This is a genomic window from Achromobacter sp. ACM02 (assembly GCF_014851605.1).
Classification (GTDB): Bacteria; Pseudomonadota; Gammaproteobacteria; order Burkholderiales; family Burkholderiaceae_B; genus Achromobacter; species Achromobacter aegrifaciens.
Genome location: NZ_JACUZY010000003.1, coordinates 147,962 through 159,777 on the forward strand (window position 1 = coordinate 147,962; position 11,816 = coordinate 159,777).

At 66.2% G+C, this 11,816-nt stretch carries 13 protein-coding genes; 7 read left to right on the plus strand and 6 right to left on the minus strand.

Features of this window, described 5'->3' with window-relative positions:
* Positions 1-39: 39 nt before the first annotated feature.
* Positions 40-1,566 (plus strand): M48 family metalloprotease, encoded by a 1,527-nt coding sequence (locus tag IB258_RS09510; protein WP_054449936.1) that lies wholly within the window; start codon positions 40-42, stop codon positions 1,564-1,566.
* Positions 1,567-1,602: 36 nt separating this feature from the next.
* Here the strand turns inward: IB258_RS09510 and IB258_RS09515 are convergent, their stop codons facing one another.
* The 4 genes from IB258_RS09515 to IB258_RS09530 all read right to left on the minus strand — a co-directional run bounded on the left by IB258_RS09515 (position 1,603) and on the right by IB258_RS09530 (position 4,400).
* The gene (locus tag IB258_RS09515) at positions 1,603-2,703 is read right to left on the minus strand and encodes a YheT family hydrolase (protein WP_054449938.1); all 1,101 of its coding nucleotides are present in this window, start codon (positions 2,701-2,703) and stop codon (positions 1,603-1,605) included.
* A 17-nt stretch (positions 2,704-2,720) separates the two neighbouring features.
* Entirely contained in the window at positions 2,721-3,143 is a 423-nt protein-coding gene (locus tag IB258_RS09520) for a nuclear transport factor 2 family protein (RefSeq protein WP_054449940.1), read from the minus strand.
* A 37-nt stretch (positions 3,144-3,180) separates the two neighbouring features.
* On the minus strand, positions 3,181-3,402 hold the full coding sequence (locus tag IB258_RS09525) for a zinc-finger domain-containing protein (RefSeq protein WP_059371641.1): 222 nt from the start codon (positions 3,400-3,402) through the stop codon (positions 3,181-3,183).
* Positions 3,403-3,479: 77 nt separating this feature from the next.
* Positions 3,480-4,400: a branched-chain amino acid transaminase gene (locus IB258_RS09530; RefSeq protein WP_054449943.1), complete on the minus strand. Its 921-nt coding sequence runs from the start codon at positions 4,398-4,400 to the stop codon at positions 3,480-3,482.
* A 196-nt stretch (positions 4,401-4,596) separates the two neighbouring features.
* On the opposite strand from IB258_RS09530, the gene IB258_RS09535 reads away from it, so the two are divergent.
* The 3 genes from IB258_RS09535 (at position 4,597) to IB258_RS09545 (ending at position 7,477) form a co-directional block, all read left to right on the plus strand.
* Positions 4,597-5,346, plus strand: coding sequence for an AzlC family ABC transporter permease (locus tag IB258_RS09535; RefSeq protein ID WP_175181131.1), 750 nt, complete (start codon positions 4,597-4,599; stop codon positions 5,344-5,346).
* Positions 5,343-5,678, plus strand: a complete 336-nt coding sequence (locus tag IB258_RS09540) for an AzlD domain-containing protein (protein WP_054449947.1) — start codon at positions 5,343-5,345, stop codon at positions 5,676-5,678. Before IB258_RS09535 ends, IB258_RS09540 begins: the two co-directional genes overlap by 4 nt.
* A gap of 323 nt (positions 5,679-6,001) precedes the next feature.
* Positions 6,002-7,477 (plus strand): DEAD/DEAH box helicase, encoded by a 1,476-nt coding sequence (locus IB258_RS09545; protein WP_156337298.1) that lies wholly within the window; start codon positions 6,002-6,004, stop codon positions 7,475-7,477.
* A gap of 81 nt (positions 7,478-7,558) precedes the next feature.
* Here the strand turns inward: IB258_RS09545 and IB258_RS09550 are convergent, their stop codons facing one another.
* Entirely contained in the window at positions 7,559-7,942 is a 384-nt protein-coding gene (locus IB258_RS09550) for a thioredoxin family protein (RefSeq protein WP_054449951.1), read from the minus strand.
* A gap of 63 nt (positions 7,943-8,005) precedes the next feature.
* Here IB258_RS09550 and IB258_RS09555 point away from each other — a divergent pair, with 63 nt between their 5' ends.
* From IB258_RS09555 to IB258_RS09565, 3 genes are all read left to right on the plus strand, one after another.
* Positions 8,006-8,815: an EI24 domain-containing protein gene (locus tag IB258_RS09555; protein WP_054449954.1), complete on the plus strand. Its 810-nt coding sequence runs from the start codon at positions 8,006-8,008 to the stop codon at positions 8,813-8,815.
* Positions 8,816-8,849: 34 nt separating this feature from the next.
* Positions 8,850-9,665, plus strand: coding sequence for a molybdopterin-binding protein (locus tag IB258_RS09560; protein WP_192352512.1), 816 nt, complete (start codon positions 8,850-8,852; stop codon positions 9,663-9,665).
* Between the two features lie 168 nt (positions 9,666-9,833).
* Positions 9,834-10,697, plus strand: a complete 864-nt coding sequence (locus IB258_RS09565) for an IclR family transcriptional regulator (protein WP_119449688.1) — start codon at positions 9,834-9,836, stop codon at positions 10,695-10,697.
* 81 nt (positions 10,698-10,778) lie between these two features.
* Here the strand turns inward: IB258_RS09565 and IB258_RS09570 are convergent, their stop codons facing one another.
* Entirely contained in the window at positions 10,779-11,756 is a 978-nt protein-coding gene (locus tag IB258_RS09570; RefSeq protein WP_054449960.1) for a tripartite tricarboxylate transporter substrate binding protein BugD, read from the minus strand.
* Positions 11,757-11,816 lie beyond the last annotated feature (60 nt).

Below are 11,816 nucleotides of genomic sequence, written 5' to 3' on the forward strand. Positions count from 1 at the left end.
ATCGATGAAACATTTTAAGCGCATCGCTATCATAGGCTTATGAACCGCAGGAAAATGCCATCCATTTGCTCGATTGCGAAACGGGGTGCAATCGTCGGGCTGTCCGTGGCCCTGGCCGTCCCAGCCCTCCCCATCGCCGCCTGGGCGCAGCCCGTAGGCCTGCCCTCGATGGGTGCGGCCTCTGCCGCTGAACTGTCCCCTGCGCTGGAGCGCAGCCTGGGCGAGGCCATCATGGCCCAGGGGCGGCGCGACCCGACCTATGTGGACGATTCCGAACTCAGCCAGTACCTCACCACCATGGGGCGCAAACTGGCTGCCTTCGCGCCCGGCGCGGTCCCCGAGGTCGAGATGTTCGGCGTGCGCGACCCCGAAATCAACGCTTTCGCCATGCCCGGCGGCTTCATCGGCGTCAATACGGGACTAATCGTGGCTTCCGCCAGCGAGTCCGAACTGGCGGCGGTGCTGGCGCACGAAATCGGCCACGTCGTGCAGCGCCACATCGCCCGCGGCATGACCCAGCAGAACCAGAACAGCATGGTGATGCTGGCGAGCCTGGCGGGGGCGCTGCTGGCGGCCCTGGCCGGGGGCGGCGGCAACCTGGCGGTGGGCGTGGCGGCATTCGGCCAGGCCGCGGCCATCAACCGCCAGCTGGGTTTTTCACGCGATGCGGAACGCGAAGCCGACCGGGCCGGGCTGCAGATGCTGACCAAGGCGGGCTACGACGCCGAAGGCATGGCGCAGATGTTCGGGCGCCTGATGAATGCGTCGCGCCTGAATGAAGGCGCGGGCGGCGGCTCATGGGCCAGCACCCACCCGCTGTCCATCGAGCGTATGTCGGACGTGCAGAATCGGGTGCGCAACCAGTCTCCGGTGGCGCGCCACGTGGATAGCGACGATTTCTGGTACATACGCGCCAAGATGCGCGTGGTGCAGGGCCGCGACGCGGTCAGCCTGCGCACCGCCGGCCAGCAATTGCAGGACGAGGCCCAGGCCCTGTCGGGCGTGCGCAAGTCGGCCGCCTACTACGGCCTGGCGCTGCAGGCGTTCCAGCGCAACAACCTGGCCGAGGCCGAGCGCAACTGGAACCTGGCGTCGGCGGACGGTCGAAGCTCGGCCCAGCTGGCCAAGCTCAGTGTGGATATCGCCCTGGCCCGCAAGGAGTACCCCCGGGCGCTGGAGCTCGCCCAGGCTGGCACCAAGCGCTGGCCCGCCCACCGGGCCCTGGGCATCGCCTACGCCCAGGCGCTGCAAAGCGTCGGCCGCCACACGGACGCGCAGGAATACCTGCGGGCCAAGATCAAGCAATGGGGCAGCGACGAGCCCAGCCTCTACCAGATGCTGGCGCAGAGCGAAGACCGCAACGGCAAGCCCGTGGCCGCGCGCCGCGACCAGGCGCGCTTTTACGTCATGACGGGCGCATACGCCGCCGCGGAATCGCAGCTGCAGCAGGCGCGCAACATGTCCACCGACTTCTACGAGCAGTCTCAGATCGACGTGCAGATCAAGGAAGTGAAGGACAAGCTGGCCGAAGAGCGCCAGTTGCTGGAACGCTTCAAGTCGGGCTGAGCGCCCGGCCGAGCCGGGCAGGGCGCAGGACGCGCCCTACAGGCCGGTTTCGAAGAAGCGTCCCAGCCGCTGGGGCAGCCAGTTCAGGTGGGCGGGGAAGCTGCCGGTCGGAAAACCGGCATGGCCGCCATCGGTAGGCTGATGCAGCAGGATGGTGGACGAGCATTCCTCGGGCGTCGGCAGCGACGCGGCCGGCACGAACGGATCGTTGCGGGCATTGAGCACCAGCGTCGGCACGGATATCTTCGGCAGCCAGGGCTTGCTGGACGCCCGCGTCCAGTAATCCAGCGCATTGCGAAAACCGTGCATGGGCGCGGTGTACGTGTCGTCGAATTCGCGCAGATCATGCGCATGGGCGATGCGCATGACGTCCACGGCGCCGGGATAGCGGTGCGCCTTCTCCAGCACCTTGTGCTTGAGCGTCTTCAGGAAATGGGCGGTGTAGACCCTGCGGTTGAATATGCCGGTGGACAGCGTCTTGCCGCAGGCCACCAGGTCCAGCGGCACGGACACGCCCGCGCAGGCCGTCAGCCAGCCGGTATCCTCCTGGTGTTCGCCCAGGTATTTGAGCAGGGCGTTGCCCCCCAGCGATACGCCGACCGCATGCCATCGAGCATGCGGGATGCGCTGGCGCACGGTATTCAGCATGAAGCCGACCTCGGCCGAATCACCCGAGTAGTAGGCGCGGGCCAGGCGGTTGGGCACGCCCGAGCAGCCGCGGAAATGCGCGATCACCACGATCCAGCCGCGCGCGCGGAAGTGATGCGCGATGGACTGCGCATAGCGGCTGTTGCTGCCGCCTTCCAGGCCGTGGAACAGGATCAGGGCTGGGGTATCGGGCGTATGCGGCAGGGACTTCCAGTCCGCATCCGTCATCCACCGGGCCGCGGCGGTCTTGCCATTGGCAACCGGACGCTGGCCGCTGACGGGCGCACCGTCGGCGGACTTGTGTGGGAACAGGCCCGGACCGGTCCAATCGAAATCGACGAAGTCGGTGTCGGGCGTGTCCACCCGTTCGCGTACGAATGCGATGCGGTGATACTGCGCGAACAGGGCGGCATAAACCGTCTGGCTGTCGCCTCCGGGCAACCAGGAGGGGACGGGACAGGGCGTTGTATCAAGACGAGCAGCGGCCAACTAAAAATCCACCCGATTCAGTGCAGCATGTCGGGTACGTCGTGCAAGTCGAGCACCCCGGCTTCGGTGGGCGCCGGCGAGGCATGGTGCATGACCATGCGCCAGCCGGTGGGCCCCTTGTGGTAGATGTTGGTGGCGTAGCAATTGGCGAATTGCGTGCCTTCCCGCGTCTGCACCGCCACCTGTTCCACCAGCACGTGCACCGCGCACATCATGCTGAGCATGACCAGCGGGCGCAATGGGCGCACGTGCAGCGGGCCGTTGGCCAGCACCTGCTGCCAGGAATCGTGCACCGCCGAGTGGCCGACGATGCGCAGGCCCCCCGGATGGATGCAGACGACTTCCTCGTCGTCCGCCCAGACTTGCATCAGGCGTACGACGTCCGCCTGGTCGAGGGCTTCGTAGAACGCGTGCTCTGCTTCTTCGGGCGTGGCGAACATGGCGGCGGAAACGGGTGGACGTTATAGAGCGGGTGACTCAGTGCCCGTGGCCGTGCAATACGGTGCCGGGCTTCAGGCGGTATTCGGCGCCGCAGTAGGCGCAACTGGCGGAGCCGGTGCGGGCCACGTCCAGGAACACGCGCGGATGCATGCTCCAGAGCGGCGCCTTGGGGCCCGGACAGAACACGGGCAGGTCGTCAGCGCCGACCTCGATGACTTCGTGGGGGTGGGGGACGGCGGCCGGAGCAGCAGCGGTCATGGATATTCCTGAAAAAAAACCGGTAATCGGCAGGTTGGGGCAATGATGCGGCCTGGTCATGGACCGGGCCGCGCGGATCAGACTTTACTCAGCCAGTGATGGTACTTCGGGTTGCGGCCATTCACCACGTCAAAAAATGCTTTCTGCAGCCGCTCCGTGATCGGGCCGCGCCGGCCGGAGCCGATCTGGCGGTTGTCCACTTCGCGGATGGGGGTCACTTCGGCGGCCGTGCCGGTGAAGAACGCCTCGTCGGCGATGTAGACGTCATCGCGCGTCAGGCGCTTGGTCACCACGCGCAAGCCCAGGTCGGCGGCCAGCGCATGGATGGTGGAGCGGGTAATGCCGGTCAGGGCGGATGCGATCTCAGGCTCGCAGAGCACGCCGTCCTTGACGATGAAGAGGTTTTCGCCGGAACCCTCGGCCACGAAGCCTTCCGTGTCCAGCAGCAGGGCTTCGTCGTAGCCGTCCTGCAGGGCCTCGGTATTGGCCAGGATCGAATTGGCGTAGGTGGTGGCCACCTTGGCGCGCGGCATCGTGACGTTTACGTGCTGGCGCGCGAATGACGACACCTTGACGCGGATGCCTGCGGACAGCGCCTCTTCGCCCAGATAGGCGCCCCAGGGCCAGGCGGCGATGGCCACGTGCACCCGGGCGCCCTTGGGCGACACGCCCATTTTTTCGGGGCCGTAGAACACCAGGGGGCGCAGGTAGCCGGCTTCCAGCTGGTTTTCGCGCACGACCGTCCGCTGCGCCTCGTTGATCGTGTCGCGATCGAAGGGCATCGGGATCTGGTAGATGTGAGCCGAATTGAAGAGGCGGTTGGTGTGGTCTTCGAGGCGGAAGATGGCGGTGCCGATCTCGGAGCGGTAGGCGCGCACGCCTTCGAATACCGACAGGCCGTAATGCAGGGAGTGCGTCAGGACGTGCGTGGTCGCGTCTCGCCACGGTACGAGCTTGCCGTCATACCAGATGAAGCCGTCGCGGTCTGCCATCGACATGGTCTACTCCCAAGCGCCCAAGAATCCCGAGGCCCGTATTGTATCAAGCAGCGAGGTTACAATACGCCCCTATTCGCGCCCCGGCGCGGCGCCGCCAGGCCCGCGCGTAGTGATCCCGGCGGGCGAACGGGTTGTCGTGCGTTCCTTTTCCTTAGAGTTTCCATGTCGTCCTGTCCGAATCGCCAGGGGCCAGCAGTTGTCCTCTGAATCCGCGCTTCCTGAATCCGAAGACCCCGTCGCGGTCCGCCAGGAGCGTATCGCTGCATTCCGGGCTGGCGTGCACGCCATCGTGCCCGCCCTGATCGCCACCGCAACTTGGGGGCTGGTCACCGGCGTGGCCATGGTCAAGTCGGGCTTGACCGAAACCATGGCGCTGGCCATGACCCTGTTGCTGTACGCGGGCTCGGCCCAACTGACGTCCCTGCCGCTCATCGCCACTGGCGCGCCGCTTTGGCTGATCTTCGCCGCCGGCTGCGTGGTGAACCTGCGCTTTCTCATTTTCGGCGCGGCGCTGCATCCCTATTTCCGCCACCTGTCCTGGCCCAAGCGGCTGGGGCTGGGGTATTTCACGACCGACATGGGCTTCGTGCTGTTCATGCCGCGCTTTGGCGATGCGGCCGTGCGCGGCACCCGCGAGCAGCTCTGGTTCTTCCTGGGCGCCATCGCGCCGGGCTGGTTCGTGTGGCAGACCTCGTCCATCGTCGGCATCTATCTGGGCTCCATGGTGCCCACGGACTGGTCGCTGGACTTTGCCGCGGTGCTGGCGCTGCTGGCCATCACGGTGCCGCTGGCCAGCACCAAGCCCATGCTGATTTCCATGCTGGCAGCCGGCGTGGTCGCCTGGACCGGGCAGGTCCTGCCGCTGCGCCTGGGCCTGGCCGCCGCCGTGGTGGCGGGCGTGGTCGCCGGCATTTGGGCCGAACGCTACTTCAAGGCCCGCGCATGACCCTCTGGCCTGCTGAAATCTACGTCTATTCCGCCATCCTGCTGCTGGCGCTGTGCAGTGTGCTGACGCGCGCCGGCTTCATGCTGTTCGGCGACTACATCCCCCTGCCGGAAGGCGTGCGCCGCGCCTTGCGCTACGCGCCCGCCGCCGCCCTGACCGCCATCATCGTGCCCGACCTGCTGCCCTGGAAGGCCGGCCTGGGGCCGGTGTTCGACTACAAGCTGGTCGCAGGCGTACTCGCCATCCTGGTATTCCTGCGCACCCGCAGCGCGGTGCTGGTCATCATCGTCGGCATGCTGGCGCTCTGGGGCCTGCGCTGGCTGGCCGGCTAAGAGTCATTACCCAAAACGTCCATCCAGTGGACGCGGCTGGTATGCCCGGCGGGCGCTTGCTGACAGCGGGCGGAAGGCGTTTGCAATGCCTTTCAGAAGGCGGCTGGACCGTGTGGTAATGCGGCTGCGCTAAAATCATGTTATCCACAGCAATCCGGGCCTGGTACTGCCCTCATAAGTATCGAATCCAGAATGCGCCGCCTGGCCAGCAAGGCAGGATGCAGATTGCGCGTGTTCAGGTTGTTCCGATGCATATGTAGTGCAGTGCGCGTAGCACTCTCGTTTTGTTCTTTTTCACTGGTCCCGGTATCTGCCTAACCCTGATGACTGAATCCACTCAATCCGTAGCACCTGCCGCGCCCGCGCCGACGTTCACCGATTTCGGGCTGCACCCTCTGCTTCTGCAGTCCATCGCCGAAACCGGCTACACCACGCCCACGCCGATCCAGGCGCAGGCCATCCCCGTCGTGGTGGAAGGGCGCGACGTCATGGGCGCAGCCCAGACCGGCACCGGCAAGACGGCCGCCTTTACGCTGCCCATCCTGCATCGCCTCATGCCGCTGGCCAATACCAGCGCATCGCCCGCGCGCCATCCGGTGCGCGCGCTGATCCTGACGCCCACGCGCGAACTGGCCGACCAGGTCTACGAAAGCGTCAAGCGCTACAGCAAGCAGACGCCCCTGCGTTCGGCGGTGGTGTTCGGCGGCGTGGATATCGGTCCGCAGAAGGAAGCCCTGCGCCGCGGCTGCGAAGTGCTGGTGGCCACGCCCGGCCGCCTGCTCGACCACGTCGAGCAAAAGAACGTGAACCTGAGCCAGGTCGGCATCCTGGTATTGGACGAAGCCGACCGCATGCTGGACATGGGCTTTCTGCCCGACCTGGAGCGCATCATCCGCCTGCTGCCCGCGCAGCGCCAGGGCCTGCTGTTCTCCGCCACGTTCAGCAATGAAATCCGCAAGCTGGGCCGCTCGTACCTGAATCAACCGGTCGAAATCGAAGTCGCGGCGCGCAACGCCACCGCCAACACGATCACCCAGATCGCCTACAAGATGCCCAGCGACGCCAAGCGCGCCGCGGTCGTGCATCTGGTGAAGTCGCGCGGCCTGAACCAGGTCATCGTGTTTTCCAACACCAAGATCGGCACGGCGCGCTTGGCCCGCGACCTGGAACGAGACGGCGTCAAGGCTGAATCCATTCACGGCGACAAGACCCAGGCCGACCGCATGAAGGCGCTGGAAGCCTTCAAGGCCGGCGAACTGGAAGTGCTGGTGGCTACCGACGTGGCCGCGCGCGGCCTCGACGTGGCTGGCGTGCCTTGCGTCATCAACTACGACCTGCCGTACAACGCGGAAGACTACGTGCACCGTATTGGCCGCACGGGCCGCGCGGGCGCATCGGGCGAGGCCATCGCCTTGTTCACGCCCGACGAAGAACGCTTCCTGCTCGACATCGAAAAACTCATCAAGCGCGAAGTGCCGCGCGGCACCCTGGATGTTCCTGCCGACCTGGTCGCGCGCAGCCACCGCCGCAGCGACGAGCGCCGCGGTTCGTCGTCGCGCGAAGGGCGCGAGGGTCGTGAAAGCCGTGACAGCCGCGGCGACCGCGGCCGTTCGTCCGACCGCCGCTCCGGCTATTCGTCCGGCGCGCCGCGCCAGCCCGTGGACGATTTCTTCCTGAAGCCCTACGAGCCCTCGGCGCCGTCCGCGCCCGCCGAAGAACCGGCGCCCAGGAGCAACGGCGCATCCTCGGGGCCGAAGCGCCAGATCGCCGTCCTGCTGGGCGGCAGCCGCAAGCCCTGAAAGGCGCCGGCATGAAAAAACCCGCAAGCCCTTAGGTTTGCGGGTTTTTTTATGGCTGGCGCGCGTGACGCCCGCTGCGGCTCAGGCGGCCAGCATGCGCGGCAGGTCCGGCAGCGCGGTGGCGACCGCAGGGCTGTTTTCATTCAGGCTTTCGAGCAGGCGTTCCAGGTGGCCGATGTGCGGCAGCATGGGGCCGTAGAACACCACCTTCGATCCGATCTGCACCAGCAGCGTGGGGAAGTTCTCCACGTCTTCGTCGCCCAAGAGTTCGGCGTGGTCCTCGATGTCGATCCAGGCGAAGACGTGCCGCGGCATGGCGGCGGCCAGCGCTTGCAGCTTGGGCTTGTATTGCTCGCAGGTGTCGCACCAGGCCGCGCAGAAGCAGGCCACCAGCCAGGCGTCGGGCGATGAGCCCAGCCGCGCGCGCAGCGCGGCCAGGTCGGTATCGGGTACAAGTAGGGACATGTGGGCAGATGAAGGCGTGTTTGACTATCATACCCGGGATGTCTACCCCCTCATTCCTCGTCCATGACTGCTTTGCGCACTGATTCCGCCACGCCCGACAACGGCCGATTTTCCGCTGCCGGGGCCGGCGCCGTCAGCGTGGGCCAGGCGTTCAAGCGCGCCCTGGTGTCCCAATGCCATCCCTCCATGCTGTTCGCGGTGCTGCTGCCGTTCCTGATCGCGCTGGTGGGGGCCCTGTTGCTGCTGTACCTGTTCTGGACGCCGCTGAACGAATGGCTGGCTGCCGAGGCGGCGCGCTGGGACTTCGTCAACCGGGCCGAGGACTGGATGCTGGCGATGGGGCTGTTCTCGCTCAAGGTCTACATGATCCCCGTGATCGCGGTGGCCATCCTGTTGCCGGTATCGGGCATCCTCGGCCTGGCGATTGCCGCCGTGTTCGTGATGCCGCTGGTGCTGAACCACGTCGGCAAGCGTGAGTATGTGAGCGTCACGCGGCAAGGCAAGCATGCGACGGCGGTCAGCGTATGGAACGCGATCTGGGTATCGCTGGCCTTTGCCGCGGGCTGGCTGCTGACGCTGCCGCTGTGGCTGGTGCCGCCCATGGCTATCGCCTTGTCGATCTTCTGGTGGGCGTTCGCGTTTTCGCGCATGATGCGCGTGGACGCCATCGTCGAACACGCCAGCCCCGCCGAGCGCAAGCTGATCCTGGAACGCAACAACGGCGGCTTCTGGACCATAGGCCTGATCTGCTCGCTGTTGAACCTGTTGCCGCCCGCGTGGGTCATCCTGCCGGTGTTCTCGGCCCTGGTCTACGCCCACTACGGTCTGGAAGCGCTCAAGCGCTTGCGCGAGGACCGGGTCATCGACGTCTGAATCGCGTCATTCTTCTCAACTTCTGGAATCGGACATGGCCGCAGAATCCGCCGCCCGCCGCATTGGCCTCATCATCGTAGGGGACGAAATCCTCTCGGGCCGCCGTCAGGACAAGCATTTTTCCAAGGTCGTCGAGCTTCTGGGCGCGCGCGGCATGCAGTTGGGCTGGGCTGAAATCGTGCCCGACGACCGCGACACGCTCATCGCCACCTACAAGCGCAGCTTTGCCACCGGCGATGTGGTGTTTTCCTGTGGCGGCATCGGCGGCACGCCCGATGACCACACGCGCCAGGCCGCCGCGGCCGCGCTCGGCCTGCCGCTGGCGCTGCACCCGGAGGCCGAAGAGGCCATCGCGCTGCGCACGGCCGAGATGGCTGCCAAGGGGCAGGGCACAGCCGACATGAGCGCGCCGGAAAACCAGCAGCGCCTGCAGATGGGCGTGTTTCCGGAAGGCTGCGAGATCGTCCCGAATCCCTACAACCGCATTCCCGGCTTCTTCATCAAGGACCACACCTTCGTGCCGGGCTTTCCCGTCATGGCGTGGCCCATGCTGGAATGGACGCTGGACACGCGCTATCGTGCGCTGCAGCATGTGCGCGCCCACGCGGAGCATTCCTTCCTGGTATTCAGCATGCCCGAATCGCGTATTGCGCCGGCCATGCAGGCCGTGGAAACGCGCTGGCCCGGCGTGCGCGCGTTCAGCCTGCCCAGCGTGGGCGAGGCCGGCGGCACCCCCCATATCGACCTGGGAGTGAAGGGCGAACCGGCCGCGGCAGCCGAAGCGCTGGAGTATTTGCGGGCCGAGGTGCTGCGCCTGGGAGGCAGGCTGGCGCCCCCGCCAGTAGCCTGAAGTCAGGGCCGCACCCGATGTGCGGCCCTTTTTTTGATACAAAAAGCGGTTGCCAAACGCGCCAGTAAATTTCACAATACGGGAAAGAACTGTTTGCTGCAATGCCGCAAGTCCGGTTCCCTAAGGTGGGGCCCTACAGGCGGCGCGGCTGTCCACGCCCCCCTTTCCATGTCCCGTCTCCCCACTACCCGCAACGCCCTGGACGCCGAGACCGAAGGCGCCTCCGCCCATCCCATCGCCATCCAGGTGATCGAACGCGCCATGCGTCTGCTCGATGCCCTGGCCGCGCAGCCGGATCCGGTTACGCTGAAAGAACTGTCCGCGACCACGGGCCTGCATGCGTCCACCGCGCATCGCATCCTTAACGACCTGGTCGTGGGCCGCTATGTCGAACGCGTCGACAACGGCCTGTATCAGCTGGGCATGCGCCTGCTGGAGCTGGGTTCGCTGGTCAAGGGGCGCCTGAACGTGCGCGAGGCGGCCATTTCCGCCATGCGCTCGCTGCACAAGCTGACCGGGCAGACCATCAACCTGTCGGTCCAGCAGGGCGACGAGATCGTCTACATCGACCGCGCCTGGAGCGAGCGTTCCGGCATGCAGGTGGTCCGCGCCATCGGCGGCCGCGCGCCGCTGCACCTGACCTCCACCGGCAAGCTGTTCCTGTCCACCGCCGATGCGCGCCAGGTCCGGGCCTACGCGCTGCGCACCGGCCTGGCCGGCCACACGCGCAACAGCCTGACCGACCTGGACCGCCTGGAGCGCGAACTGGCGCTCGTGAGGCGCCACGGTTATGCGCGCGACAACGAAGAACTGGAACTCGGCGTGCGCTGCATCGCCGCCGGCATTTTCGACGATACCGGCAAGCTGGTCGCCGGCCTGTCCATTTCGGCCCCCGCCGAGCGCCTGCAGGACGACTGGATCAAGGCGCTGGTCGACACCGCCGCCAGCATCTCGGAAGCGCTGGGCTACGAGCCCTCCGTTTCCACCGGCTTCAACGGTCTGGGCATGGCCGCAGAGGCTCTGCGCCCGTAATCCAGGGCCGGCCTGCAAAAAAAGAAAAGCCCCGGACGGGGCTTTTCTTTTTGCATGCGCCGCCAGGGCGCATGGTTTGGGTTACTGCTGTTCGACGCCAGCCTTCTTGAACAGCTCGCCCCACTGCGGGACTTGCTGCTTGACCTTGGCTTCCAGGGCTTGCGGGTTCGCTTCGGACGTCAGCACAGTCGCGCCCAGCTGCTTCATGCGTTCCTGGAATTTGGGATCGGCCAGGCCAGCCTGCAGGCTCTTGACCAGCTTGTCGACGACGGGCTTGGGCGTGCCCTTCGGCACCCACATGCCATGCCAGATGCCCACTTCGAAGCCCTTGTAGCCGGATTCGTCCATGGTCGGCAGGTTCGGCAGCGTGGGGACGCGCTTCAGGCTGGTGACGGCGTAGGCCTTCACCTTGCCGCTGTCGATCTGCTGGGTGGTGTTGGTGGTCTGGTCGCAGAGCAGGTCCACCTGCTTGCCCAGCAGGTCGTTCATGGCGGGCGCCGTACCCTTGTAGGGGATGGTCAGCAGCTGTACGCCCAGCGCCTCGACCAGCATGGTGCCGCACAGATGGCTGGCGGCGCCGATGCCGGCGTTGGCCAGGGACACCTTGTCCTTGTTCTGTTTGACGTACTCGGCCAGTTCCTTGATGTTGTTGGGCGGGAAGTCCGAACGCGCGATGATGGTCATCGGCACGTCGACCACCAGGCCGATGGGCTCGAAGCTCTTGTAGGGGTCGTACCCCGGATTCTTGTACAGCGAGGGCGCCGTCGAGAAGCCGGCGTGCATCAGCAGGACGGAGTAGCCGTCAGGCTGGGCGCGCGCTACCTGGGTCGTGCCGATGGTGCCGCCGGCGCCGCCCTTGTTCTCGACCACGACCGTCTGGCCCAGGCTCGGCCGCATGGCTTCCGCGAGCGAACGCGCGACGTTGTCCGTCGGGCCGCCAGCGGCGAACGGCACCACCATGTTGATGGGGCGATCCGGATATTCGGCTTGGGCGGCGCCGGCTGCGAGCATGGCGCTGGCCGCGAGCAAGGCCGAAAGCGTGCGGGGGATGAGGGTCATGGAGTCTCCAATTGCAGGGTTTGCTGCGATTTGCTGGTGCGCGCTGACTTGTGGGTTTAT